Source organism: Kitasatospora sp. NPDC003701, assembly GCF_053587085.1.
Genome location: NZ_JBSFNM010000020.1, coordinates 122,258 through 145,135 on the forward strand (window position 1 = coordinate 122,258; position 22,878 = coordinate 145,135).

The 22,878-nt window shown below is 71.8% G+C and carries 27 protein-coding genes; 13 read left to right on the plus strand and 14 right to left on the minus strand.

Annotated features, from left to right (window positions below; genetic code table 11):
• The first annotated feature begins 20 nt into the window (after positions 1 to 20).
• From ACWDRR_RS20785 to ACWDRR_RS20810, 6 genes are all read left to right on the plus strand, one after another.
• A complete protein-coding gene (locus ACWDRR_RS20785) occupies positions 21 to 1,070 on the plus strand; it encodes a BMP family lipoprotein (RefSeq protein ID WP_449773641.1) in 1,050 nt (349 codons plus the stop codon).
• A 338-nt stretch (positions 1,071 to 1,408) separates the two neighbouring features.
• A complete protein-coding gene (locus tag ACWDRR_RS20790) occupies positions 1,409 to 2,950 on the plus strand; it encodes an ABC transporter ATP-binding protein (protein WP_449773670.1) in 1,542 nt (513 codons plus the stop codon).
• A gap of 4 nt (positions 2,951 to 2,954) precedes the next feature.
• Positions 2,955 to 4,112, plus strand: coding sequence for an ABC transporter permease (locus tag ACWDRR_RS20795; RefSeq protein WP_449773642.1), 1,158 nt, complete (start codon positions 2,955 to 2,957; stop codon positions 4,110 to 4,112).
• Entirely contained in the window at positions 4,109 to 5,374 is a 1,266-nt protein-coding gene (locus ACWDRR_RS20800) for an ABC transporter permease (RefSeq protein ID WP_449773643.1), read from the plus strand. Before ACWDRR_RS20795 ends, ACWDRR_RS20800 begins: the two co-directional genes overlap by 4 nt.
• The gene (locus ACWDRR_RS20805; protein ID WP_387892649.1) at positions 5,371 to 5,769 is read left to right on the plus strand and encodes a cytidine deaminase; all 399 of its coding nucleotides are present in this window, start codon (positions 5,371 to 5,373) and stop codon (positions 5,767 to 5,769) included. The genes ACWDRR_RS20800 and ACWDRR_RS20805 overlap by 4 nt, the downstream gene beginning before the upstream one ends.
• 97 nt (positions 5,770 to 5,866) lie before the next feature.
• Positions 5,867 to 7,144 carry a thymidine phosphorylase gene (locus tag ACWDRR_RS20810; protein ID WP_449773644.1) on the plus strand — a complete coding sequence of 426 codons (1,278 nt, stop codon included), beginning with the start codon at positions 5,867 to 5,869 and terminating at the stop codon, positions 7,142 to 7,144.
• Positions 7,145 to 7,171: 27 nt separating this feature from the next.
• On the opposite strand, the gene ACWDRR_RS20815 is transcribed toward ACWDRR_RS20810, so the two are convergent.
• The 3 genes from ACWDRR_RS20815 to ACWDRR_RS20825 all read right to left on the minus strand — a co-directional run bounded on the left by ACWDRR_RS20815 (position 7,172) and on the right by ACWDRR_RS20825 (position 9,991).
• Positions 7,172 to 7,726, minus strand: a complete 555-nt coding sequence (locus ACWDRR_RS20815; protein ID WP_449773645.1) for a Uma2 family endonuclease — start codon at positions 7,724 to 7,726, stop codon at positions 7,172 to 7,174.
• Positions 7,727 to 7,767: 41 nt separating this feature from the next.
• Positions 7,768 to 8,442, minus strand: a complete 675-nt coding sequence (locus ACWDRR_RS20820; RefSeq protein WP_449773646.1) for an alpha/beta fold hydrolase — start codon at positions 8,440 to 8,442, stop codon at positions 7,768 to 7,770.
• Between the two features lie 244 nt (positions 8,443 to 8,686).
• Positions 8,687 to 9,991 carry an MFS transporter gene (locus ACWDRR_RS20825; protein ID WP_449773647.1) on the minus strand — a complete coding sequence of 435 codons (1,305 nt, stop codon included), beginning with the start codon at positions 9,989 to 9,991 and terminating at the stop codon, positions 8,687 to 8,689.
• A 59-nt stretch (positions 9,992 to 10,050) separates the two neighbouring features.
• Here ACWDRR_RS20825 and ACWDRR_RS20830 point away from each other — a divergent pair, with 59 nt between their 5' ends.
• From ACWDRR_RS20830 to ACWDRR_RS20840, 3 genes are all read left to right on the plus strand, one after another.
• Positions 10,051 to 11,061: a LysR family transcriptional regulator gene (locus ACWDRR_RS20830; protein ID WP_449773648.1), complete on the plus strand. Its 1,011-nt coding sequence runs from the start codon at positions 10,051 to 10,053 to the stop codon at positions 11,059 to 11,061.
• A gap of 120 nt (positions 11,062 to 11,181) precedes the next feature.
• The gene (locus ACWDRR_RS20835) at positions 11,182 to 12,330 is read left to right on the plus strand and encodes an adenosine deaminase (protein ID WP_449773649.1); all 1,149 of its coding nucleotides are present in this window, start codon (positions 11,182 to 11,184) and stop codon (positions 12,328 to 12,330) included.
• Positions 12,331 to 12,535: 205 nt separating this feature from the next.
• Positions 12,536 to 12,883 carry an ATP-binding protein gene (locus ACWDRR_RS20840; protein WP_449773650.1) on the plus strand — a complete coding sequence of 116 codons (348 nt, stop codon included), beginning with the start codon at positions 12,536 to 12,538 and terminating at the stop codon, positions 12,881 to 12,883.
• Positions 12,884 to 13,047: 164 nt separating this feature from the next.
• Here ACWDRR_RS20840 and ACWDRR_RS20845 read toward each other — a convergent pair whose 3' ends face one another.
• The 3 genes from ACWDRR_RS20845 to ACWDRR_RS20855 all read right to left on the minus strand — a co-directional run bounded on the left by ACWDRR_RS20845 (position 13,048) and on the right by ACWDRR_RS20855 (position 14,612).
• On the minus strand, positions 13,048 to 13,230 hold the full coding sequence (locus ACWDRR_RS20845) for a PspC domain-containing protein (protein WP_329488007.1): 183 nt from the start codon (positions 13,228 to 13,230) through the stop codon (positions 13,048 to 13,050).
• 234 nt (positions 13,231 to 13,464) lie between these two features.
• Positions 13,465 to 14,076: a PASTA domain-containing protein gene (locus ACWDRR_RS20850; RefSeq protein ID WP_449773651.1), complete on the minus strand. Its 612-nt coding sequence runs from the start codon at positions 14,074 to 14,076 to the stop codon at positions 13,465 to 13,467.
• Positions 14,073 to 14,612 carry a SigE family RNA polymerase sigma factor gene (locus ACWDRR_RS20855; protein WP_449773652.1) on the minus strand — a complete coding sequence of 180 codons (540 nt, stop codon included), beginning with the start codon at positions 14,610 to 14,612 and terminating at the stop codon, positions 14,073 to 14,075. Before ACWDRR_RS20855 ends, ACWDRR_RS20850 begins: the two co-directional genes overlap by 4 nt.
• Before the next feature lie 288 nt (positions 14,613 to 14,900).
• Between ACWDRR_RS20855 and ACWDRR_RS20860 the strand changes: the two genes are divergently transcribed.
• The 3 genes from ACWDRR_RS20860 to ACWDRR_RS20870 are packed head-to-tail and all read left to right on the plus strand — an operon-like array spanning position 14,901 to position 17,385.
• Positions 14,901 to 15,323, plus strand: a complete 423-nt coding sequence (locus tag ACWDRR_RS20860; protein WP_449773653.1) for a GntR family transcriptional regulator — start codon at positions 14,901 to 14,903, stop codon at positions 15,321 to 15,323.
• Positions 15,320 to 16,282, plus strand: a complete 963-nt coding sequence (locus ACWDRR_RS20865; RefSeq protein WP_449773654.1) for an ABC transporter ATP-binding protein — start codon at positions 15,320 to 15,322, stop codon at positions 16,280 to 16,282. Before ACWDRR_RS20860 ends, ACWDRR_RS20865 begins: the two co-directional genes overlap by 4 nt.
• The gene (locus ACWDRR_RS20870; RefSeq protein ID WP_449773655.1) at positions 16,279 to 17,385 is read left to right on the plus strand and encodes a hypothetical protein; all 1,107 of its coding nucleotides are present in this window, start codon (positions 16,279 to 16,281) and stop codon (positions 17,383 to 17,385) included. The genes ACWDRR_RS20865 and ACWDRR_RS20870 overlap by 4 nt, the downstream gene beginning before the upstream one ends.
• Before the next feature lie 114 nt (positions 17,386 to 17,499).
• On the opposite strand, the gene ACWDRR_RS20875 is transcribed toward ACWDRR_RS20870, so the two are convergent.
• Genes ACWDRR_RS20875 through ACWDRR_RS20885 form a run of 3 tightly spaced genes read right to left on the minus strand, consistent with a single transcriptional unit; the run spans position 17,500 to position 19,942 of the window.
• A complete protein-coding gene (locus ACWDRR_RS20875) occupies positions 17,500 to 18,291 on the minus strand; it encodes an ABC transporter permease (RefSeq protein WP_449773656.1) in 792 nt (263 codons plus the stop codon).
• Positions 18,288 to 19,244: an ATP-binding cassette domain-containing protein gene (locus ACWDRR_RS20880; protein ID WP_449773657.1), complete on the minus strand. Its 957-nt coding sequence runs from the start codon at positions 19,242 to 19,244 to the stop codon at positions 18,288 to 18,290. Before ACWDRR_RS20880 ends, ACWDRR_RS20875 begins: the two co-directional genes overlap by 4 nt.
• Before the next feature lie 29 nt (positions 19,245 to 19,273).
• Positions 19,274 to 19,942 (minus strand): DUF4097 family beta strand repeat-containing protein, encoded by a 669-nt coding sequence (locus ACWDRR_RS20885; RefSeq protein WP_449773658.1) that lies wholly within the window; start codon positions 19,940 to 19,942, stop codon positions 19,274 to 19,276.
• A gap of 224 nt (positions 19,943 to 20,166) precedes the next feature.
• On the opposite strand from ACWDRR_RS20885, the gene ACWDRR_RS20890 reads away from it, so the two are divergent.
• Entirely contained in the window at positions 20,167 to 20,922 is a 756-nt protein-coding gene (locus tag ACWDRR_RS20890; RefSeq protein ID WP_449773659.1) for a helix-turn-helix domain-containing protein, read from the plus strand.
• Between the two features lie 220 nt (positions 20,923 to 21,142).
• Here the strand turns inward: ACWDRR_RS20890 and ACWDRR_RS20895 are convergent, their stop codons facing one another.
• From ACWDRR_RS20895 to ACWDRR_RS20915, 5 genes are all read right to left on the minus strand, one after another.
• A complete protein-coding gene (locus ACWDRR_RS20895) occupies positions 21,143 to 21,298 on the minus strand; it encodes a hypothetical protein (RefSeq protein ID WP_449773660.1) in 156 nt (51 codons plus the stop codon).
• Entirely contained in the window at positions 21,295 to 21,534 is a 240-nt protein-coding gene (locus ACWDRR_RS20900) for a hypothetical protein (RefSeq protein WP_449773661.1), read from the minus strand. Before ACWDRR_RS20900 ends, ACWDRR_RS20895 begins: the two co-directional genes overlap by 4 nt.
• Complete coding sequence (locus ACWDRR_RS20905) at positions 21,522 to 21,812, minus strand: hypothetical protein (protein ID WP_449773662.1); 291 nt, start codon at positions 21,810 to 21,812, stop codon at positions 21,522 to 21,524. The genes ACWDRR_RS20900 and ACWDRR_RS20905 overlap by 13 nt, the downstream gene beginning before the upstream one ends.
• Positions 21,809 to 22,012, minus strand: a complete 204-nt coding sequence (locus ACWDRR_RS20910; protein WP_449773663.1) for an ATP-binding protein — start codon at positions 22,010 to 22,012, stop codon at positions 21,809 to 21,811. Before ACWDRR_RS20910 ends, ACWDRR_RS20905 begins: the two co-directional genes overlap by 4 nt.
• Before the next feature lie 265 nt (positions 22,013 to 22,277).
• A complete protein-coding gene (locus ACWDRR_RS20915) occupies positions 22,278 to 22,724 on the minus strand; it encodes a hypothetical protein (RefSeq protein WP_449773664.1) in 447 nt (148 codons plus the stop codon).
• Positions 22,725 to 22,878: the final 154 nt, after the last annotated feature.

Below are 22,878 nucleotides of genomic sequence, written 5' to 3' on the forward strand. Positions count from 1 at the left end.
TGTGAGAAGGAGATACTCCCTTGCGCCGTTCTACTAAGCTCGCTGCGGTTGTGCTCTCGGGTTCCCTGGGCATTGCCTCGCTCGCCGCTTGCGGCGCAAAGAGCAACGACACTGCTTCTTCCGGCTCCTCCGAGGGCGGCCTGAAGGTCGGCATGGCCTACGACATCGGCGGCCGTGGCGACCAGTCGTTCAACGACTCCGCCGCTCGTGGCCTGGACAAGGCCAAGGCCGACCTGGGCGTCGCCGTCACCGAGGCCGACGCCAAGACCGGTGAGGCCGAGGCCGACAAGGAGACCCGGCTCAAGAACCTGGTCACCGCCGGCTACAACCCGATCATCGCGGTGGGCTTCGTCTACCAGGGTGCGGTCGAGAAGGTCGCCAAGGAGAACCCGAACACCAAGTTCGCGATCATCGACTCGGCGTCCGACACGCAGCCGAGCAACGTCACCTCGCTGACGTTCTCGGAGCAGGAGGGCTCGTACCTGGCCGGCGTCGCCGCCGCCAACAAGTCCAAGAGCAAGCACGTCGGCTTCATCGGCGGTGTGCAGTCCGAGCTGATCAAGAAGTTCGAGGCGGGTTACAAGGCGGGTGTGAAGTCCGTCGACCCGAGCATCGCGGTCGAGACCACCTACCTGACCACGCCCCCGGACTTCTCCGGCTTCAACTCGCCCGACAAGGGCAAGGAGGCCGCGCAGGGCCAGCTCGACAAGGGCGCGGACGTCATCTACACCGCTGCCGGCTCCTCCGGCAACGGCGCCATCGAGGCCGTCGCCAACGCCGGCAAGCTGGCCATCGGCGTCGACTCCGACCAGGCCGCCCAGCCGGCCCTGGCGAAGTACAAGAACAGCATCCTCACCTCGATGGTGAAGAACGTCGACAAGGCCGTGTTCGCCTACATCGACTCCGCCAAGAAGGGCGCCCCCTTCACCGGTGTGAAGAACTTCGACCTGAAGGCCGACGGTGTCTCGCTCGCCACCACCGGTGGCAAGATCGACGACATCCAGGGCAAGCTCAACGACGCGGCCACCGCGATCAAGAGCGGCGCCACCACCGTCCCGACCGCTCCGTAAGGCGCGCCCGGACGTCGCTGCCGCTGCCGTCTGCCCGGCAGCGCAATGATTGACGCAGCATCAGGGAGGGGCCCGGAAGGGTGCGCTCAGTGCGTACCCCCGGGCCCCGTCCCGTACCCCACCGTTTTTTCTTGGCCCTCCAGCGCAACGACGCGCCTCCAGACCACCAGGAGATCGCCATCACCGCATCCGACCCCGCCCTCAGCAAGGGCGGTACCCCCAGCGCGGGGACGGCGACACCGGCCGTCGAACTGCGCGGCATCACCAAGCGCTTCCCCGGCGTCGTGGCCAACCACGACATCAACCTCACCGTCCGCACCGGCACCGTGCACGCCCTCATGGGCGAGAACGGCGCCGGCAAGTCGACGCTGATGAAGATCCTCTACGGCATGCAGAAGCCGGACGAGGGCACCATCGCGATCAACGGTGAGCAGTGCGAGTTCAACACCCCGGGCGACGCCATCGCGCGTGGCATCGGCATGGTGCACCAGCACTTCATGCTCGCCGACAACCTCACCGTCTGGGAGAACGTCGTCCTCGGCGGCGAGAAGCTCCACGGCATCGGTGCCAAGGCGAAGGCGAAGATCAAGGAGATCTCCGACCAGTACGGTCTGGGCGTGCGCCCCGACGCGCTGGTCGAGGACCTCGGCGTCGCCGACCGTCAGCGGGTCGAGATCCTCAAGGTGCTCTACCGCGGCGCCAAGATCCTGATCCTCGACGAGCCCACCGCCGTGCTCGTCCCGCAGGAGGTCGAGGCGCTCTTCGACAACCTGCGCGAGCTCAAGGCCGAGGGCGTCACCGTCATCTTCATCTCGCACAAGCTGCACGAGGTGCTGTCGGTGGCCGACGCGATCAGCGTCATCCGGCGCGGCACCACGGTCGGCGACGCCGACCCGGCGCACGTCACCGCGCGCCAGCTCGCCGAGCTGATGGTCGGCGCCGAGCTGCCCTCCCCGGAGAGCCGCGAGTCGACCGTCACCACCAGCGAGATGCTCGACGTCCGGGACCTGCGGATCGCCAAGACCGATGCCGAGGGCATCGAGCGCGTGGTGCTCGACGACATCTCGCTGCGCATCCACAAGGGCGAGATCCTCGGCATCGCCGGCGTCGAGGGCAACGGCCAGGCCGAGCTGGTCGAGGCCATCATGGGCATGCTCCCGCTGGACGGCGGCGTCATCACCCTGGACGGCAAGGACCTCTCCGGCTCGCTCACCCGCAGCCGCCGCGAGGCCGGCATCGGCTACATCCCCGAGGACCGCCACCGCCACGGCCTGCTGCTGGAGGCCCCGCTCTGGGAGAACCGGATCCTCGGTCACGTCACCGAGAGCCCGAACTCCAAGGGCGTGCTGCTCGACCCGGCCGGCGCCCGCAAGGACACCGAGCGGATCGTCGCGGAGTACGACGTCCGCACCCCCGGCATCGAGGTCACCGCGGCCTCCCTCTCCGGCGGCAACCAGCAGAAGCTGATCATCGGCCGCGAGATGAGCCACGATCCCAAGCTGCTGATCGCCGCCCACCCCACCCGCGGGGTGGACGTCGGCGCGCAGGCGCAGATCTGGGAGCACATCCGGGTCGCCCAGCGGGCCGGCCTCGCGGTGCTGCTGATCTCCGCCGACCTGGACGAGCTGATCGGCCTCTCCGACACCATCCGGGTGATCTACCGCGGCCGTCTGGTGGCCGACGCCGACCCGGCGACCGTCACCGCCGAGGACCTGGGTACCGCGATGACCGGTGCCGCCAGCGGCCACATCGAGTCCGACGCGGAGGCCGTGGAGGAGTTCCACGCGGCCAGCGCGGAGGGCACCGAGGCTGCCGCAGCCGAGGACGGCACTCCGTCCGACACCCCCACCGACACCGCCGACCCGCAGGCGGGGGAGTAGCCACATGACCAGTCCCAACCCCGCGGCCAAGAGCAAGCTGGCACAGCGGTTCGACGGCGAGAAGATCGTGCTCGCCCTGGCAGCGCCGGTGCTCGCCGTGCTGCTCTCCGTCGCGATCTGTTCGGTGCTCCTGGCGACCTCGGGCAAGAACCCGTTCGACGCCTGGAACGTGATGATCACGTACGCCACCAAGTCGGACGGCCAGGTGGCCATCCTCAACCGGTCCACCACGTACTACCTGGCCGCCGCGGCCGCCGCCTTCGGCTTCCGGATGAACCTCTTCAACATCGGTGTCGAGGGCCAGTACAAGGTCGCGGCGCTGTTCGCGGCCTTCGTCGGCAGCCGGCTCGACCTGCCGTCGTTCATCCAGATCCCGCTGCTGCTGATCACCGCCATGCTGGTCGGTGGCCTGTACGCGAGCATCGCCGGTCTGCTGAAGGTCTTCCGCGGCGTCAGCGAGGTCATCTCGACCATCATGCTGAACGCCATCGCGGTCGCGATCGTCGGTCTGCTGCTCGTCCCCGGCATCTTCGCGCCGGAGAAGAGCTCCACCAGCAACTCCATCCAGACCTCGCCGGTCTCGGAGTCCAGCCACTTCTTCGCGATCAACACCGACGGCGGGCCGCTCTACGGCTTCCTCTTCATCGCGATCCTGGTCGGCGTGGCCTTCCAGTTCACCCTGACCCGGACCCGCTTCGGCTTCGACCTGCGCGCCACCGGCCGCTCGGAGAGCGCCGCCACCGCGTCCGGTGTGAACGTCAAGCGCATGGTCGTCACCTCGATGGTGGTCTCCGGTGGGCTGGCCGGCCTGATCGGCATGCCCGAGCTGCTGCAGAACTCGTACAACTTCGGCCAGAGCTTCCAGGGCGGCCTCGGCTTCCTCGGCATCTCGGTCGCGCTGCTGGGCCGCAACAGCCCGATCGGCATGGCCTTCGCCGCCCTGCTGTTCGCCTTCCTGGACGCCACCGGCTCGCAGCTGCCGCTCCAGGGCGGTTTCCCGTTCGAGATCGTCCCGGTCATGCAGGGCACCATCGTCATCTGCGTCGTCGTCGCCTACGAGCTGGTGCGCCGCTACGGCCTGAAGCGCCAGCAGCAGAAGGTCGGCGCCCAGCTCGCCGCCCAGGCCGCGGCTGCCAACGAGAAGAAGGAGGTGTCCGCATGAGCACGGCCACCGCTGCCCGCGCGAAGGCGCCGGGCGCTCCCGCCAAGAAGCGCAAGATGTCCTGGCCGGTGGTGCTGCTGCTGATCGCGGGCGCCCTGGTCCTCTTCTCCGCCGTGGGCATGGCCACCGGCAACCACTCGCTGACCTCCTCCGGCCAGGTCACCGCCGCGCTCAGCGCCGCCGTGCCGATCGGCATGGCCGGTCTGGGCGGTCTCTGGTCCGAGCGGGCCGGCGTGGTCAACATCGGCCTCGAAGGCATGATGGTCGCCGGCACCTTCGCCGGTGCCTGGGGCGGCTACCTGGTCAGCCCCTGGTTCGGCCTGGTGGCCGGCATGCTCGGCGGTGCGCTCGGCGGTCTGCTGCACGCCGTGATCACGGTGACCTTCGGCGTCGACCACATCGTCTCCGGTGTCGGTGTCAACCTGCTGATCCCCGGTATCTGCGCGTACGTCAACCGGATCTACTACAAGGACTACATCTCCGTCGGTGCCGGGGCGAACCAGTCCCCGCCGGCCGATCCGCTGCCGTACATCACCATCCCCGGGCTCTCCTCCGGGCTGAAGGACATCGAGCTCCACCACTGGTTCCTGGTCTCCGACGTCGCGGGCGTGCTCGGCGGCCTGGTCACCAACATCTCGGTGGTCGTGCTGCTGGCCGGCGCGCTGATCGTGGTCAGCTACTTCGCCCTGTGGCGCACGGTGTTCGGCCTGCGTCTGCGCTCCTGCGGTGAGAACCCGACCGCGGCCGAGTCGCTGGGCGTCAACGTCTACAAGTACAAGTACCTCGCGGTCATCACCTCCGGCGCCTTCGCGGGCCTCGGCGGCGCGTACCTCTCGCTGGTCGCGGCGCACTTCTACAAGGACGGCCAGACCAACGGCCGGGGCTTCATCGGCCTCGCGGCGATGATCTTCGGCAACTGGATGCCGGGCGGCCTCGCGATGGGCGCCGGCCTGTTCGGCTTCACCGACAGCCTCCAGCTGCGTGACCCGGAGTCGGTGCACGTGCTGATCCTGGTGGTCGCCATCGCGATGTTCCTGCTGGCGCTCTGGAACCTCTACCGCCGCAAGATCCCGGCCGCGCTGATCACCTTCGTGGTGGCCGGCGGCCTGGCGACCTGGTACGCCACCACCGATGAGGTGCAGCGTCCGCTGATCGTGGCGACGCCGTACGTGATCACCCTGGTGGTGCTCTCGCTGGCCTCGCAGCGGCTGCGGCCGCCGAAGGCCGACGGTCAGATCTACCGCAAGGGCCAGGGCAAGTGACGGCCCCCGCGGCGGCGATCGACTGGGAGGCACTGCGCGCGGCGGCGCGGGAGGCGATGACCCACGCCTACGCCCCGTACAGCCGCTTCCGGGTCGGCGCGGCCGCGCTGGTGGACGACGGACGGGTGGTCACCGGCTGCAACGTGGAGAACGCCTCGTACGGGCTCGCGCTCTGCGCCGAGTGCGGCCTGGTCTCCGCGCTGTACGCGACCGGTGGCGGCCGGCTGACCGCGTTCACCTGTGTGGACGGGGACGGCGGTCTGCTGATGCCGTGCGGGCGCTGCCGCCAGCTGCTCTACGAGCACGGCGGGCCGGACCTGCTGGTCGAGCTGCCCTCCGGCGTGAAGCCGATGAGCGAGGTCCTGCCCGACGCGTTCGGGCCGGAGCGGCTCTAGTCTTTGTTTCTGTTACGCGCGTAGAGTGTCGCGAGTGGGGCCGCAATCCGGCCAGCTCGCGACACTCTTCGCATTTTGAACCCCTCTTGGAGCAGCCATGGACGCCATCTCCGTCATCAGGACCAAGCGCGACCGCGGAGAGCTGAGCGACGCTCAGATCGACTGGGTCATCGACGCCTACACCCGCGGCGACGTCGCCGACGAGCAGATGTCGGCCCTCGCCATGGCGATCCTGCTGAACGGCATGAACCTGCGCGAGATCAGCCGCTGGACCGACGCGATGATCCGCTCCGGCGTCCGGATGGACTTCTCCTCGCTCGCCCAGCCCACCAGCGACAAGCACTCCACCGGCGGCGTCGGCGACAAGATCACCCTGCCGCTCGCCCCGCTGGTCGCCGCCTGCGGCGCCTCCGTGCCGCAGCTGTCCGGCCGCGGCCTCGGCCACACCGGCGGCACCCTGGACAAGCTGGAGTCCATCCCCGGCTGGCGGGCCCTGCTCTCCAACGACGAGATGATGAAGGTGCTGCACGACGCCGGCGCCGTCATCTGTGCGGCCGGCGACGGCCTCGCCCCCGCCGACAAGAAGCTCTACGCGCTGCGCGACGTCACCGGCACCGTCGAGGCGATCCCGCTGATCGCCTCCTCGATCATGTCCAAGAAGATCGCCGAGGGCACCGGCGCCCTCGTCCTGGACGTGAAGGTCGGCTCCGGCGCCTTCATGAAGGACCTGGACAACGCCCGCGAGCTGGCCCGCACCATGGTCGGCCTGGGCACCTCGGCCGGCGTCAACACCGTCGCGCTGCTCACCGACATGTCCACCCCGCTCGGCCTCACCGCCGGCAACGCGCTGGAGGTCCGCGAGTCGATCGAGGTGCTGGCCGGCGGCGGCCCGGCCGATGTCGTCGAGCTGACCCTCGCGCTGGCCCGCGAGATGCTGGCTGCGGCCGGCGTGCACGGCAAGGACCCGGCCGACGCGCTGCGCGACGGCTCCGCGATGGACCACTGGCGCCGCATGATCAGCGCCCAGGGCGGCGACGTCGACGCCCCGCTGCCGGTCGCCCGCGAGCAGCACGTCATCGCGGCCCCGGCCTCGGGCGTGCTCACCTCGCTGGACGCGTACGCGGTGGGCGTCTGCGCCTGGCGCCTCGGTGCCGGCCGGGCCCGCAAGGAGGACCCGGTGCAGGCGGGCGCCGGCGTCGAGATGCACGCCAAGCCCGGCGACACCGTGGTGGCCGGCCAGCCCCTGCTGACCCTGCACACCGACACCCCCGAGCGCTACGACTACGCGATCGAGGCGCTGGCCGGCGGCATCGAGGTCGCCCCGGCGGGCACCGCGTTCACCCCGAACCCGATCGTGCTGGACCGCATCGCCTGATCACCGGTCCTGCGCACGGACGCCCGCTCAGGCGTACGTGCGCAGGACGCCGGTGTCGAGGGTCCACGGGCCGACGGTGATCGTGTCGCCGAAGGCGAACTCCTTGCGGGACGGGTAGCCGGGCTCGTCGTGCACGATCCCGGTGCCCTTGCGGGGGTCGACCAGCAGGTACAGCGGGATGCCCATGGCGGCGTAGTCGCGGACCTTGTCGTGGTAGTCGTTCTCGGGGTTCGACTTGGACACGATCTCCACCACGAGGAGGATTTCGTGAGGGAGTAGAGCTCGTTCCTCGTCATCCAGAGCGGCTTCGGGGAACACCATCAGGTCGGGATTGCGCAGCCGCCCCAATCCGACGTCCTCCAGATCCGCGCCACCGTGAGCGATGTAGCCGGGGTGGGTGTTCGGGAGTTGGGCGTTCAGTTGCCGGGCAAGGCGGATCACGGCCAGCTCGTGCCGTTTCACCGGCGACATCATCATGACGATCTCGCCGCCGGCGATCTCGATCTTCCCTATCCCCGGCACCTGCGGTAGCTGATCGGCGATCTCGCGCAACCGGGCGTACACAGCAGGATCGATGCTCATGGTCCGGAGTGTATCGGCGACCGCCGACGCCCGGACGGCGGTCAGGAGGCCGCGGTGAGCGCGATCTTCAGGAACTCCTCCGGGGCCTCGTGGATCAGGTCGTGGCCGACCGGGAGGGTGTGCACGGTCCACGCCGGGTCGTCGCGCAGGCGGTCGAAGGTCTCCAGGAGCGGGCTGTCCTCGAAGCGCTCGGCGTGGATGTAGACGCGGCGGCTGACGGCGTCGGCGGCGCCGGTGAGGCTGATCGGCTGGAGCAGGCTGGCCGTCGGGTGGACGGTGGCGCGCGGGTCGAGGGCGGGGTTCGAGCCGACCACGGTGGTGCCGCCGCCCGCGGCGGCGCCCGCCAGGTAGCGCTGCTTCCAGACCTCGTTGACGATCCGGTAGGCCGACTCGCCGTCACGGGGCACGAAGGCGTCGGCGTACACCAGCGCCCCGATCCGCTCCGGCGCCCGGTCGGCGACCCCGGAGAGGACCATCCCGCCGTAGCTGTGCCCGACCAGCACCACGTCGGTGAGCCGCTCGGCCTCCAGCAGCCCGATCACGTCCTGGATGTGGGTGTCCAGGTCGACCGCCCCGTTGTTCAGGTGCCCGCGCTCGGAGACCCCCGTCAGCGTCACCGGGTACACCTCGTGCCCGGCGGCGCGGAGCCCCTCGGTGAGCGGCCGGTACCACCAGGCGCCGTGCAGCATGCCGGGGATGAGAACGAAGGTGGCCATGACGTCTTCCTCTGGTCGCGCGGGCGGGACAGGAGGAAAGCTACGGCGGATACCTGACACCCTGCGTCAGGTATCCGCCGCAGGGGCCGGACCGGCCGGGTGCGGTCTGGGAGCAGGCGGCCCGCGCCCGGCTCCGCCGCATCGGTGCACCTGTGGCCACACACCTCCCGCCCGGACCGTGCCCGCCCGGGCAACGGCTCCCTCGGGCTGGGGGTGGCGGCGCTTGGGGTCGGCCGCGCGGAACCTACCGGGCGGAGAGTCCGCCCGGCAGGGGGTTGCCGGCGCGGCGGGCGGTGTGGGCCCGGCGGGTGGCGTAGAGGGTGACGCCGGCGGCGAGGGTCATGGCGGCGAGGCCGACGGTGGCCGCGCCGGGCCAGCCGGTGGAGTGGTAGGCGTCGGCGCCGATCGTGCCGCCGAGGCTGTTGCCCAGGTAGTAGGCGATCAGGTAGAGCGCGGAGGCCTGGGCGCGGCCCTCGGTGGCGGTGCGGCCGACGGCCGAGGAGGCGGTGGCGTGGCCGGCGAAGAACCCGGCGGTGATCAGCACCAGGCCGAGCAGGGCGCACAGCAGCGAGTCGGCGAGCGACAGCAGCAGACCGGCGGCGGTCACCCCGATCGACACGTACAGCGCGCCGCGCCGGCCGAGGCGGCCGGACAGGCGCCCGGCGGCGGCCGAGGTGCCGGTGCCGACCAGGTAGACCACGAAGATCGAGGCGGCCACCGACTCCGGCAGGTGGAACGGCGCGGCGATCAGCCGGTAGCCGACGGTGTTGTAGACGGCGCCGAACACGGCCATGAAGAGCAGTCCGAGCGCGTACAGCCGGACCAGCAGCGGGTTGCCCAGGTGGCGGCCGACGGTGCGGGCCAGGGCGCGGGCGTCCACCGGCGCGGGGGTGAAGTGGCGGGCGGCCGGGATCAGCAGCCGGAAGGCGAGGGCGGCCAGCAGGGCGAGGGCGGCGGAGGCGGCCAGGCCCCAGCGCCAGCCGAAGCCGGCGGCCGTCCAGCCGGAGATCAGCCGCCCGCCCATGCCGCCGATGCTGTTGCCGGCCACGTACAGGCCCATCGCGGAGGCCAGTGCGCTGGGGTGGACCTCCTCGGCGAGGTAGGCCATCGCGGTGGCGGGCAGTCCGGCGAGGGCGGCGCCCTGGAGGACGCGCAGCACGACCAGGGTGCTGAGGTCCGGGGCGAACGGCAGGGCCAGCGCGAGCGCGGAGGCGGCGAGCACGGAGGCCGTCATCACGGCGGTGCGCCCGTACCGGTCGGAGAGGGCGCTGGCCGGGAGCAGGGCGAGGGCCAGGCCGAGGGTGGCGGCGGAGGCCGTCCAGCTGGCCTGGCCGGGGGTGAGGTCGAGGTCGGCCGAGAGGACCGGCAGCAGGCCCTGGGTGGAGTAGAGGAGGACGAACGTCGCGATGCCGGCGGCGAAGAGGGCCAGGTTGGCGCGGCGGAAGGCGCGCTCTCCGGGGCGGTGGCGGGCGTCGTCGGTGGCGAGCGGGGACGGCTGGGTGAGGGCATCCGGCAGGGTCGCGGATGCCCCGGTACTGGCGGGCTGCATGACGTCGACGTTAGGGGCGGCCGCGCTGATGCGTCCAATGCATGATTGCCGGACAATCGATGTGTCAGGGTATGAGCCGAGGTCGAAGCGGTGAGGGTGGCACGGGAGTGGTGGACAGCACGGAGGACGTCGATCGCCCGCACCGGCCGGCCGAGCTGGGGCCGGAGCTGCCGGCCGTCCAACTGGCACCCCGGCTGGCGCAGTTCGCGGCGGTGGCCCGGCTGGAGCACATGACGCAGGCGGCCGTGCTGCTGGGCATGCCGCAGCCGACGCTGTCCCGGGCGGTGGCCCGGCTGGAGGCGGAGCTGGGGGTGGACCTGCTGGCCCGTCAGGGCCGGACCGTCCGGCTGACCAGGGCCGGCCGGCTGCTGCTGGCCTCGGTGGAGCGGGCGCTGGCCGAGGTCGAACGCGGCGCGGAGGCGGCCCGCGCGGAGGCGGACCCGGCGGCCGGGCGGGTGGTCTTCGGATTCCTCCACACCATGGGGACGGACGCGGTGCCGGCGCTGCTGCGGGGGTTCCGCGCGGCGCACCCGCAGGTGCGGTTCCAGCTGGTGCAGGACTACGTCGGCGCGATGCTGGAGCGGCTGCTGGCCGGGGAGCTGGACCTCTGCCTGGTCTCGCCGGTGCCGGACGACCCGGCGCTGGTGGCCCGCCCGCTGGACGAGCAGCGGCTGCACCTGGTGGTGCCGGCCGACCACCGGCTGGCCGGGCGGCGCCGGATCCGGCTGGCCGAGGTGGCCCGGGAGCCGTTCGTCGGGCTGGAGCGCGGGTACGGGCTGCGCGCGATCACCGACGGGTTCTGCGCGGAGGCCGGGTTCGTGCCGCGGATCGCCTTCGAGGGGGAGGACGCCGAGACGCTGCGCGGCCTGGTCGCGGCCGGGCTGGGCGTGGCGCTGCTGCCGCCCGCGCTGGTGCCCCGGCCGGGGGTGGTCGAGCTGGAGGTGACGGCGCCGCGCACCCGGCGGGCGATCGGTCTGGCCTGGGCGGCGGGCCGGCCGCCGACCCCGCCGGTGGCGGCGTTCCGGGACTTCGTGCTGGCCCGCCGGGGGCGGTTGTTGCAGCACGACTGACGGCGCGCGACCGGCGTCCGGGCGGTGCGCTCGGCCCTTCGGTGGAATTCCCGGTGCACATTGGCCGAACCGGCCGCGCGGGTGTGGCCTGTCTACGCGCGTAGGAGCTACACTCCCGCAATGGAGAACCAGATCCCTGTCACCACCGCGGGCAACGGCCCCCGGATCCCCACCCCCGACCAGATCGCCCGCGCCCCGAAGGTGCTCCTGCACGACCACCTCGACGGCGGGCTGCGGCCGGAGACCATCGTCGAGCTGGCCGCCGCGGTCGGCTACGAGGGCCTCCCCACCACCGACCCGAAGGAACTCGGCGAGTGGTTCCGCGAGGCCGCCGACTCCGGCTCGCTGGTCCGCTACCTGGAGACCTTCGCGCACACCTGCGCCGTGATGCAGACCCGCGAGGCCCTGATCAAGGTCGCCGCGGACTGCGCCGAGGACCTGGCCGCCGACGGCGTCGTGTACGCCGAGGTCCGCTACGCCCCGGAGCAGCACCTGGAGGCCGGCCTCACCCTCGACGAGGTCGTCGAGGCGGTCAACGAGGGCTTCCGCCTCGGCGAGGCGAACGCCCGCGCGGCCGGTCACCGGATCCGCGTCGGCACCCTGATCACCGCGATGCGGCACGCCGCCCGGTCCTCCGAGATCGCCGAGCTGGCCAACCGCCACCGCGACCGCGGCGTGGTCGGCTTCGACATCGCCGGCGCCGAGGCGGGTTACCCCCCCACCCGCCACCAGGCCGCCTTCGACTACCTCAAGGGCGAGAACAACCACTTCACCATCCACGCGGGCGAGGCCTTCGGCCTGCCGTCGATCTGGGAGGCCCTGCAGTGCTGCGGCGCCGACCGGCTCGGCCACGGCGTGCGGATCGTCGACGACATCACGGTGAACGAGGACGGCAGCGTCGAGCTCGGCCGGCTGGCCGCGTACGTGCGCGACAAGCGCGTCCCGCTGGAGATGTGCCCGACCTCCAACCTCCAGACCGCGGCGGCCACCTCGTACGCCGAGCACCCGATCGGGCTGCTCAGCCGGCTCAAGTTCCGGGTGACGGTGAACACCGACAACCGGCTGATGAGCGGCACCAGCATGAGCCGTGAGTTCGGGCACCTGGTGGAGGCGTTCGGCTACACGCTGGGCGACATGGAGTGGTTCACCGTGAACGCGATGAAGTCGGCGTTCCTGCCGTTCGACGAGCGGCTGGCGATGATCAACGACGTGATCAAGCCGGGCTACGCCGAGCTCAAGGCGGAGTGGCTGTTCAGCGCCAAGGCCTGAGTGCGGTGCGGACGGTCGGATGAACGCCCTTGTCACCCCTGGGTGTTGGCGTTCATCTGACTACCCACTCGTGTGGGTTAACGGCTTTTGATCCTCGTGGGATCCGATCACTACGGTGTGGCAGTCAACGCCGACCGGCGGAGGTGGCGGAACCCGTCGCCCCGCCGTGAATGTCGGCCACCGACGAGGATCCAAGGGGACGAACATGAAGCAGGCCACTCTCAAGGCCGCCGGCACCGCCGTGCTCGGCATCGCCATCGCGGCGGTCGGCGCCGGCAGCGCGTCCGCCGACCCGGCCGCCGCGGGTGGCCTCGGGCTTCCCACCGGCGCGGTGACCAACCCCGCCGTGACCGGCGCCGTCACCGACACCGCGAGCAAGCTGCCCGGCGGTGACAAGGTCGCCGGCACCCTCGGCACCCTGGCCCCGAGCGCCGGCCAGGCCGCGGCCCCGGCGGAGGACGCCGCCCCCCGCGCCGCCGTGCCGAGCATCCCCGGCCTGGACAAGACCCCGATCGGCGGTCTGACCGGCGCCCTGCCCGGTCTCGGCGGCTGACGCTCCCCGCCACGGCCGACGGGCCGCCCGCACCCCGGTGATCCCGGGGGCGCGGGCGGCCCGTTTCGGCGTTCGGGGCCCACGGCCCGCCGCTTCGCCGCTCAGCGGCTGTCGCTCAGGGGCAGCCGCTCGCCGCTCCGGGGTAGCCGCTCGCCGCTCCGGGCTCACGGCTCCTGCGGGAGCAGCAGCCAGAGCGCCAGGTAGATCAGGAACTGCGGGCCGGGGAGCAGGCAGGAGGCGAGGAAGATGATCCGGACGGTCCACGGGGTCAGGCCGAAGCGCTCGGCGATCCCGGCGCAGACGCCGGCGATGACGCGGTTGTGACGGGGGCGGGCGAGGCGGCTCATGGTGGTCTCCGTGATCCTGGCGCCCGGGCCGGGCTCTCCGGTGGGCGTACTTCCATGCTCCGTCCCGCCCGCCCCCGGATCCTCAGTCTCGGCGGCGATCCCGACCCCGGCCTTTCTCGTTGCCGAGGAGGACCCGACCTCGGGGTTCTCCTCGGGGGTGCCCCGGAGGTTCGCCTGCGCAGGAGCGGGAAGTCGGACCGGCCGACGTCCGGTGCGGCGGGCTCGGGACCGGGGTCAGGGCTTGCCCTTGGAGACGAAGAGGGTGACGACGGAGTCCGGGGCGAGCGCGGTGCCGGCGAGGGGCGCCACGGCGATGACGGATCCGCCCGGGACCTTCCAGTCGGTGAAGAGGTGGATCTCGACGCGGAAGCCGGCGGTGGTGAGGGTCTGCTCGGCGGCGGCCCGGGTGAGGCCGGTGACGTTCGGGACGATCGTGGTGGCCGTGCCCGGCGGCACGATCGGCGCGGCGGAGGGCTGGCCGAACCCGGTGACGGGTGTCGCGGTGCCGGTCGCGGCCGGGTCGGTGGCGGGTGTCGCGGTGCCGGTCGGCCGTGGCGGGGTCGGCTGGGGTGCGCTCGGTCGCGGTGCGGTCGGTGTACCGGTCGGTGCGGTCGGTCCGGGGGCGACCGAGGCGGGCGGTGCGGGCGCCGGGGAGGGGAGCAGGAGCGCGCCGGTGGCGATCGCCGCGACCGCCGCGGCGCAGGCCGCGCCGGCGAGCAGGCCGCGACGGCGGCGGGTGCGGCGCAGGATCGCGGGGGCGTCGAAGGCCGGGGCGGTGGCGGTGTCGGTGTAGCTGTCCATGGCGTGGCGCAGGGCCCTTCCGAGGTCGGGGTCGTCGGTGGTCATCGCGCACCTTCAGGGGTCGGCCGGGCGGTGGCGGTGCGGAGTTTGGCGAGTCCGCGGGCGAGTTGGGAGCGCACGGTGCCGGGGGAGATGTTCAGGATCTCGCCGATCTGGCGGTCGTCCAGGTCGTGCAGGTAGGAGAGGACGACCACGCTGCGCATCCCGATCGGGAGGGTGTGGAGCGCGCGGATCAGCTCGTCGCGCAGGTCGACCGCCCGGTAGGGGTCACCGCCCGGTGCGGCGAGTCCGTCGAGGTCCGCAGGGGCGCGCTCGCCGGCCCGGCCGCGCCGGCGCCACCGGTCGTTGGCGAGGTTGACGACCATCCGGCGGACGTACGCCTCCGGCGAGTCGGCGGCGGACACCCGCTTCCAGTGGCGGCAGGCCTTCTCCAGGGCCTCCTGGACGAGGTCCTCGGCGAGGTCGCGGTCGCCGGTCAGCAGGTGGGCGGTGCGGAAGAGCGCGGCGGAGCGCCGGTGCACGAAGTCGGTGAAGTCGATCGGTGGCGCGGCCGGGGCCGCGGCGCGCCTGCGGAGCCTCACCGGGCGGGGCCGGTCGGCGGGTTGACGGTCATGGGGCTTCTCTCCTCGGCGTGTTCCTGTCCTCATGACGGTGGGCGGGCGCCGGGTGCTGCACGGGGAGGGCGGAAGTGGTGGGGGTCACAGCGGGGCCGGGGCGGCCGCCGCGCCGCGCCGGAGGACCGGGGCCGACGAGGACGGGGGTCGGCCCCGGTCGTCCGGGCCGCTCCCCGGTCGTCGAGTGGGGTCGTCATGGTCGGAGTTGACGGCGCCTCATGGCCGAGGGCACTATTCCACTAGATAACTAGTGGAATGAGGGATCCCATCGTCGAGTACCTCATCGACCGTCGCGGCGGTCTCTCGCCGTACTTGCAGATCATCGAGCAGACGAAGCGGGCACTCCGGCTCGGCGTGCTCCAGCCCGGTGACCAACTCCCCACCGCCCGCGCGGTGGTGGAGGCGACGGCGATCAATCCGAACACCGTGCTCAAGGCCTACCGGGAGCTCGAACGCGAGGGCCTGGTCGAGAGCCGAAGAGGCGTCGGGACCTTCGTCCGGAAGTCCCTGGCGAAACCGCGGACCATCGAGGACCTGGCGCTCCAGGCCGACCTGACCGCGTGGATCGCCCGCGCCCAGGAGGCCGGGCTGGAACGCGAGGACGTCGCCGCGCTCGTCGACACCGCCCTGGACCGCGCCTACCCCACCAGCACCGAGGCCCCCGAGGAGTCCGGGTGAACCACCCCGCAGTGCAGCACCGACCGACCGACGACGCCCCCGCCCTGGAGGCGGTCGGGCTCGGCCTGAAGTACCGCCGGCGCTGGGCCCTGCGCGACTGCGAACTCCGGCTCCCGGCCGGCCGCGTCTGCGCGCTGGTCGGCCCGAACGGCGCCGGCAAGAGCACGCTGATGGCGCTCGCCGCCGGACTCCTCGAACCCACCGAGGGCGCGGTCACGGTCTTCGGGAACGGACCGCGCGAGACCGCCGCCCTCCGGCGCACGGCCTACCTGCGGCAGGACAAGCCCCTCTACCCGAGGTTCACCGTCGCGGAGACGCTGCGGACCGGCCGGGAGCTCAACCCGGGCTGGGACCAGGAGGTCGCGGAGCGGATCGTGCGGATGGGCGACCTCCCGCCGGACGCCAGGGTGGGCACGCTCACCGCCGGCCAGCGCACCCGCGTCGCCCTCGCGCTCGTCCTGGGCAAGCGCCCCGACCTGCTGATGCTCGACGAGCCGCTCGCCGACGTCGACCCGGTGGCCCGCCAGGAGCTCACCGGCATCCTGATGGCCGAGGCGGCCGAGCACGGGACGACCATCCTCATCTCCTCCCACGTCCTCGCCGAGCTGGACGGGGTCTGCGACCACGTCACCGTGCTGCGGGACGGGCGGATCCGGCTCACCGGCGACGTCGAGGACCTGCTGGACGACCACCGCCTGGTGGTCGGCAGCGCCGGCGACGGCGGTGACGGGCCGCCGGCGGAGCTGGCGCGCCACGAGATCGTCGAGCTGCGGCGCACCGGCCGCCAGGCGACGGCACTGCTCAAGCCCTTGGGCGCGATCGACCCGGGCTGGGACGTCAGCCGGCCGAACCTGGAGGACATTCTGATGGCCTATCTGCGCACTCCTGCCCCGCTGGACCGGTCCCTGGCCGGGCCGGGCGCGAGCACCACCGGGCGCGAGGAGGTGGCGGCCCGATGAGCGTCGCGGAGATGTCCGAACCGACCACCGTGTCGAGCTCCCGGCCGCCGAAGCGGCGCATCGCGCGCGGCGCCGTCTGGTTGAGCCTGCGCCAGGAGCGGACCCCGCTCCTGATAGCCGGCGCCGTCGTCCTGCTGCTCAGCGGCTGGATGCTCGTCCTGGGCAGCCGGCTCCAGGACTTCGTGGAGGCCCAGCACATCCAGGGCTGCAACGTCGTCTACTTCCCCCCGGAGTGCGAGGCGCTGAGCGGGCAGGCGATCGCCCTGGACGACCGGTGGGGCATCGCCGTCCTGGTCACCGGCTGGCTGCTGGCGGCCCTGCCGGTCGCCTTCGGCGTCTTCTTCGCCGCGCCCCTGCTGGCGCGCGAGTTCGAGACCGGGACGTACGCCCTGGCCTGGACGCAGTCCGTGTCGCGGCAGCGCTGGCTGGCCGCCCGGCTGGGGGTGCCGCTGCTCCTCACCCTGCTGGGGTCGTGCGTGCTCGCGGTCGTCTCCGGTTGGTGGGCCGGGGTGGTCCAGGGGCGCTTCGCCGTTCCCGGCTACTACCACTGGTTCACCTGGATGAGCCGTACCGCGTCGGGGCCGTCGCTGGTGGGGTTCTGCCTGCTCTCCGTCGCGCTGGGAGCGGCGGTCGGCCTGGTGGTGCGGCGGGTCGTCGCCTCGATCGTCGTCACGGCCGTCCTCACCCTCGCCGTGCGGTTCGCGGTGGACGCCGGGCGCTACCTGCTGGCGCCGGCCCGCGAGGCGTTCGCCGCCGTCAAGATGGCCGGGCCGCTGCCGGACGATCAGACGCGCATGGTCGCCACCGGGCACCTGCCGACGAACACCCCGCTCGAATCGGACGTGGTGGGGAACGGTCTGATCACCAACGACGGCCTGCGGATCCCGTTGGACAGCGACTGGACGAGTGTGACGGCGGACGGGGCGCGGGTGTGCCCGTCGTCCGAGTGCCTGGCCCACCACGACACCATCGTGCAGGCGTACACGACGTACCACCCGCCGGCCGACGAGTGGGTGATGCACTGGACCCAGACCGGTCTGAGCCTGGCGGTCACCGTCCTGCTGGTGGGCTTCTGCGTGCTCCGGGTCCGCCGGATGCGCTGAGCGCCGTCCGCGGGCGGCCGGGAACGCCGACGGGGCGGCGCAGGTCCGACGTGGTGTCGGAGTTGCGCCGCCCCGGGGACGGGTCGCGGGTCGTGGCCCGCGTGGTCATGGCGGTTACCTGGGGTCGTTGTTGAACGTCGAGGTCGACCAGACGTAGCCGAGGACGGTGAGGCCGAGGCACCAGGCGACGGCGAGCCAGCCGTTGTGGCCGATGCCGGTGCCGAGCAGCAGGCCGCGCAGGGTCTCGATGGCCGGGGTGAACGGCTGGTACTCGGCGATCGGCTGGAACCAGCCCGGCATGGAGTGGATCGGCGTGAAGGCGCTGGAGAGCAGCGGCAGCAGGATCAGCGGCATCGCGTTGTTGCCGGCCGCCTCGGCGTTCGGGCTGACCAGGCCCATCCCGACCGCGATCCAGGTGAGGGCCAGGGCGAAGAGCACGAGCAGTCCGAACGCCGCCAGCCACTCCAGGACGGTGGCGTCGGTGGACCGGAAGCCGATGGCCACGCCGACGGCGCCGACGAGGACGACGCTCGTGACCGACTGCAGCACGCTGCCGACGACGTGCCCGACGAGCACCGAGGGGCGGTGGATCGCCATGGTGCGGAAGCGGGCGATGATGCCCTCGGTCATGTCGTTGGAGACGGACACCGCCGTGCCGACCACGGTGCTGCCGATGGTCATCAGCAGCAGGCCCGGGACGACGTAGGCGATGTAGGCGGAGCGGTCCGGAGTGCCGCCGCCGATGCCGGCGCTCATCGTGTCGCCGAAGATGTAGACGAAGAGCAGCAGCAGCATGATCGGCGTGAGCAGCAGGTTGAGGGTGAGGGAGGGGTAGCGGCGGGCGTGCAGGAGATTGCGCCGCAGCATGGTGTTGGAGTCGCGCAGGGCGAGGGTGAGGGTGCTCATCGGACGGTCTCCTTGGTCTGGTGGGGGATGGTGCCGGCGTCTGTGAGGGCGAAGAACACGTCGTCGAGGTCGGGGGTGTGGACGGTGAGTTCGTCGGCCTCGATGCCGGCGGCGTCGAGCCGGTCGAGGACGGTGCGCAGGTCGCGCTGGCTGCCGTCGCTGGGGATCTGCAGGGTCAGGGCGTCGTCGTCGTGGGTGGCGTCGTGCAGTGCGGTGGTGGCGTTCCGGTAGGCGGCGGGGTCGGTGAAGCGCAGGCGTACGTGTCCGCCGGGGACGAGGCGCTTCAGTTCCTCGGCGGTGCCCTGGGCGGCGATCCGGCCGTTGTTGAGTACGGCGATGCGGTCGGCGAGTTCGTCGGCCTCGTCGAGGTACTGGGTGGTGAGGAAGACGGTGACGCCGTCGGCGACCAGTTCGCGGATGATCTGCCACATGTTGTGGCGGGAGCGGGGGTCGAGGCCGGTGGTCGGCTCGTCGAGGAAGATGATCCGCGGGCTGCCGACCAGGGTCATGGCGATGTCGAGTCGGCGCTTCATGCCGCCGGAGTAGGTGGAGGCGGGCTTCTTCGCGGCCTCGACGAGGTCGAAGCGCTCCAGCAGTTCGGCGGTGACCCGCTGCCCCTCGCGCCTGGACAGGTGGTGGAGGTCGGCCATGAGGAGCATGTTCTCCTCGCCGGTGATCAGCCCGTCGACGGCGGAGAACTGGCCGGTGACGCCGATCGCGGCGCGGACCGCCTGCGGGTCGGTGGCGAGGGTGTGACCGCCGATCCGGGCCTGCCCGCCGTCGGCGGTGATCAGGGTGGACAGGATCTTCACGACGGTGGTCTTGCCGGCGCCGTTCGGCCCGAGCAGGGAGAAGATCGTTCCTTCGGGGACGGCCAGGTCGATGCCGTCGAGAACGGTCTTGTCGCCGTAGGACTTGCGCAGCCCGTTCGCCGCGATGGCCAGGGTGGTCATGAGGAGTGCTCCTTTGCGGGGTTGGCCGGTCAGAGGGTGCGGGCGGTGATGTCGCCGTGGGCGGTGGTGGCGTGGATGGTGAGGGTGGTGGTGTCGTCGGTGTTCTTGAGGGCGTTGTGGATGCGGCCGTAGGTGGTGCCGGCGTCGAGGGTGGCGGAGGTGCCGCGGGCGGTGGTGATGGTGATGTCGCCGTGCTCGGTGCGCAGTTCGGCGGTGCCGTGGAGGGCTTCGGTGATGGTGAGGTCGCCCTGCTGGGTGGTGAGCAGGGCGGGGCCGGCGAGGCGGCCGACGGTGATGTCGCCGGCCTGGAGGGTGAGGTGGGCGGCGGCGGTCTCGTCGAGCTTGACGGTGCCCTGGGCGCCTTCGAAGGTGACGTCGCCGAGGCGGCCGACGCCGCGGAGGTCGGCGGCGGCGGTGCTGGCCTGGATGTGGGAGCCGGCGGGCAGTTGGACGGTGATCTCGACGGCGCCGGAGTTGCCGAGGATGCGGTTCTTGGCGGGTGCGGCCGTGATCCGCAGGACGCCGTCGGCGTAGTCGACGGTGATCTGCTCGGCGGCCTTGAGGTCGCGGTTCTTGGTGGCGTCGGCGGGGAGGACCTCGACGGTGGTGTCGGTGCGGTCGGCGGCGATGAGGCGGATGCGGCCGGCGGGGATGTCGAGGACGGTGGTGATCGGGGCGGTGGTGGCGAACTTCTGCATCGTGCTGTCCTTCGGCTCGTCGTTTCTGACGATGGAAAAGCTACGTTGCGTTCGCAAGTATGGCAACAGATTCGTTGCATGAGATCGGTGTTCATGCAGGCCAGAGGGCGAATATCGTTGCAACCGCTCTGGATTCAACGCAACGTCAGATGCTCTGATCGTTGCAATGCGTGGAGAGTGAACGCTATGCTGGCGGCGTCAGGGACCCACGGAGGGAGATCGCGATGCCGGGAGGCAGGCTCACCCAGCAGGAACGCCAGCAGATCGCGCTGGGGGTGGCCGACGGGCTCGCCTACGCGGAGATCGCCAGGCGTCTCGACCGCCCCACGTCGACGGTCACGCGTGAGGTGATGCGCAACGGCGGCCCCGGCGCCTACCGCGCAGATCTGGCCCACCGGGCGACCGAACACCGCACCAACCGGCCCAGGCAGGCCGCGCCCCGGGGGGCCGGGGCGCCCGCACCGGCCGACGGGCGCGACCCGGAGGCCGTGCGCCAGTACGAGGAGGTGTTCACCACCCTTCTCATGCAATCGGGCCTGCCCAAGATGACGTCCCGGGTGCTGGCCTGCCTCTACACCACCGACGCGGGCAGCCTCACGGCGTCCGAGCTCGTCCAGCGACTGCAGGTCAGCCCGGCGTCCATCTCCAAGGCGACCACGCTCCTCGAAGGGCAGGGCCTGATCCGCAGCGAACGCGACGAACGCCGGCGCGAGCGCTACATCGTCGACAACGACGTCTGGTACGACGGGATGATCGCCAGCGCCCGGTCCCACGCCCAACTCGCCGAGACCGCACGGCAGGGCGTCAGCATCCTCGGCCCCGACACCCCGGCGGCCGTCCGCCTGGAGGGCATCGCCCGCTTCGTGGACTTCGTCGGCGAGAACATGGCGCGCGCTGCGGAGCAGGCCCGCGAGATCCTCTCGGCGAAGCCCGCGGCGACCTCGGATGGTGCCGCCGAGCCGGGTTCGGATCGCGGGTAGTCGGCCGGTCGGTGGTGTCTGTGGGGCAGGGCTTTCCTCGGGGAGGCCCTGCCTTTCGCTTGCCCGGGTGGCCAGGGGCAAGTCTGCAATGCCGAGGTGGGTGGAGTGGGAAGTCGGACGGGCCGACTTCCTGTGCGGGGGTGCTGGGGGTGCTGGGGGTGCCGCTGGATCCGCGGCGGCTGGGGCGGCAGCCGCCGCGCGGGGGTGATCGGTGAGGCGATCAGCGGGGTATGCCGCCGCGGGTGGGGTCGTCGTCGCTGTGCCGGTTCACCTTGAGCGCGGTGATCACGCCGAGGACGACGGTGAGCAGCGCGAGGGCGAGGAGAAGGACGAAGGCGGTGGCGACGAGGAAGCCGGCGGAGCTGCCGAGGCTCATCGCTGCACCCCGATGACGCGGCGGCCCAGGCGGGCGGCGAGTTCGTGGAGCAGCTCGTCGGCCTGGTCGCGGGTGAGGGGGATGGCGAGGTGTTCGCCCGGGCCCGCGTGGACGTCGAGGTCGACGGCGAGGCGGAGTTGGAGGGCGGCGTCGGGGACGGTCTCCACGGCGAGGTAGGCGATGGTGGTGCGCTCGGTGTGGATGGCCTGGGTGAGGAGGGGGATCAGGACGCCCACGGGTCACCTCGCTCGGGGGCCTGTTCGGTGGGGTGGTCGGCCCTCCGCTCGGCGTCGAGGAGGAGGTTGAGGAGGTTCAGGAGGGTGGTGGAGGGCGCGGTGCCGAAGCGGACGAGAACGCGGCCGTCGATGGTCCGGTCGGTGCCGGAGCTCGGCCAGATGATGCCGAACTTGCGGCCGCGCTCGTGGAGTTCGGCGAGGAGTGTGGTGATCTGCGCCTCGGTGTAGGCGCGGACCCGGGGGTCGGTGGGTCGGATCGGCCGGCGCTCGGGGTTCACGCGGCGGCGTCCAGCTCGAACCAGACGGACTTGCCGCACTTGCGCGGGTCGGTGCCGAAGCGGTGGGTGAGCGAGCGGACCAAGTGGAGCCCGCGGCCGGAGAGTTCGTACGGATCGGCGGACGTTCTCTGCTCGGGGAGCTCGGGGCTGTCGTCGGTGACCGAGACCCGGAGGGTGCGGTTCAGGAGGACGACGACCACGAGGGGCGCCTGGCTGCCCGCGTGGCGCCAGGCGTTCGCCTGGTGCCTCTTCCCGTAGTAAGAGAGGCTGAATGAATGCCCCGCCCGAGATCGGCCCGGACGGGGCTATGAGGGGTCTAGCGGGTCTTCACCGGGGTGCAGGGAGTTCGGCACGCCCACTGGACGTATGCCGGGCCGCTCACACGATCTACCGTGCCCACAACCACCCCGTCGGCGGTCTTCCTCCCACATCGACAGCAGCGGTAAGCCTTCGGGTCGCCTGCCATCACGCAGTCACCCCTTCGAGCGTCCGCCGCTGGTTTTCGAGGATGGCCGCGACCCAGAGAGGGACGACCCGGACCGTGGCCGGTCGGGGCAAGGTCAGCTCCGGGGCTTCGGGGGTCGGCTCGGGCGCTGGCTCGACCGGGGTGGGCTCTTCGATGGCTTCGGGGATGGGCTCGTGGTGCGTCTCGTCCGACTCCGGGCCTTCGACCGCCTCGGGGGTGTAGGGGCGGACCGGGACGTGATCCTCGGCGTTCAGCGGCTGCATCCGCTGGATCACGTGTGCCGGAATGTCCCACAGGGCGGGCATCTCCGGCCAGGACGGGGCAGCGGGGACAGTGGGCTTGGGTTGGAACGCCGGGCCCGCTTCCACGGGCAGGTACAGCGCTATCAAGCCAGCCAACAGGATGCCGGCCCAGGCGAAGAACACCCAGGCGATAAAGTGAGTCATGTCGGAGCCCTTTCGCGGCTTCGTCCATCCCCCGGGACCGTTGGCGCGGTCGCCGGGGATTTCTGTTGTTGAGCCTCTGACGATATCTCAACTCCTCTAAGTCTCCTACCCTCCTACTGTCCTAAGTGGAGCGAATTGCGGCAGCTCTCTACGC

What these genes read in the sequence shown, in the direction of transcription:
- ACWDRR_RS20825 (WP_449773647.1), bottom strand. Translation starts at nt 9,991, where the DNA reads ATGCAGCCCGCCAGTACCGGGGCATCCGCGACCCTGCCGGATGCCCTC.
- ACWDRR_RS20885 (WP_449773658.1), bottom strand. Translation starts at nt 19,942, where the DNA reads ATGCAGAAGTTCGCCACCACCGCCCCGATCACCACCGTCCTCGACATC.
- ACWDRR_RS20820 (WP_449773646.1), bottom strand. Translation starts at nt 8,442, where the DNA reads ATGGCCACCTTCGTTCTCATCCCCGGCATGCTGCACGGCGCCTGGTGG.
- ACWDRR_RS20890 (WP_449773659.1), top strand. Translation starts at nt 20,167, where the DNA reads ATGCCGGGAGGCAGGCTCACCCAGCAGGAACGCCAGCAGATCGCGCTG.
- ACWDRR_RS20875 (WP_449773656.1), bottom strand. Translation starts at nt 18,291, where the DNA reads ATGAGCACCCTCACCCTCGCCCTGCGCGACTCCAACACCATGCTGCGG.
- ACWDRR_RS20850 (WP_449773651.1), bottom strand. Translation starts at nt 14,076, where the DNA reads ATGACCACCGACGACCCCGACCTCGGAAGGGCCCTGCGCCACGCCATG.
- ACWDRR_RS20795 (WP_449773642.1), top strand. Translation starts at nt 2,955, where the DNA reads ATGACCAGTCCCAACCCCGCGGCCAAGAGCAAGCTGGCACAGCGGTTC.
- ACWDRR_RS20860 (WP_449773653.1), top strand. Translation starts at nt 14,901, where the DNA reads ATGAGGGATCCCATCGTCGAGTACCTCATCGACCGTCGCGGCGGTCTC.
- ACWDRR_RS20895 (WP_449773660.1), bottom strand. Translation starts at nt 21,298, where the DNA reads ATGAGCCTCGGCAGCTCCGCCGGCTTCCTCGTCGCCACCGCCTTCGTC.
- ACWDRR_RS20845 (WP_329488007.1), bottom strand. Translation starts at nt 13,230, where the DNA reads ATGAGCCGCCTCGCCCGCCCCCGTCACAACCGCGTCATCGCCGGCGTC.
- ACWDRR_RS20815 (WP_449773645.1), bottom strand. Translation starts at nt 7,726, where the DNA reads ATGAGCATCGATCCTGCTGTGTACGCCCGGTTGCGCGAGATCGCCGAT.
- ACWDRR_RS20880 (WP_449773657.1), bottom strand. Translation starts at nt 19,244, where the DNA reads ATGACCACCCTGGCCATCGCGGCGAACGGGCTGCGCAAGTCCTACGGC.
- ACWDRR_RS20790 (WP_449773670.1), top strand. Translation starts at nt 1,409, where the DNA reads ATGGGCGAGAACGGCGCCGGCAAGTCGACGCTGATGAAGATCCTCTAC.
- ACWDRR_RS20840 (WP_449773650.1), top strand. Translation starts at nt 12,536, where the DNA reads ATGAAGCAGGCCACTCTCAAGGCCGCCGGCACCGCCGTGCTCGGCATC.
- ACWDRR_RS20915 (WP_449773664.1), bottom strand. Translation starts at nt 22,724, where the DNA reads ATGACTCACTTTATCGCCTGGGTGTTCTTCGCCTGGGCCGGCATCCTG.
- ACWDRR_RS20830 (WP_449773648.1), top strand. Translation starts at nt 10,051, where the DNA reads ATGTGTCAGGGTATGAGCCGAGGTCGAAGCGGTGAGGGTGGCACGGGA.
- ACWDRR_RS20800 (WP_449773643.1), top strand. Translation starts at nt 4,109, where the DNA reads ATGAGCACGGCCACCGCTGCCCGCGCGAAGGCGCCGGGCGCTCCCGCC.
- ACWDRR_RS20810 (WP_449773644.1), top strand. Translation starts at nt 5,867, where the DNA reads ATGGACGCCATCTCCGTCATCAGGACCAAGCGCGACCGCGGAGAGCTG.
- ACWDRR_RS20870 (WP_449773655.1), top strand. Translation starts at nt 16,279, where the DNA reads ATGAGCGTCGCGGAGATGTCCGAACCGACCACCGTGTCGAGCTCCCGG.
- ACWDRR_RS20835 (WP_449773649.1), top strand. Translation starts at nt 11,182, where the DNA reads ATGGAGAACCAGATCCCTGTCACCACCGCGGGCAACGGCCCCCGGATC.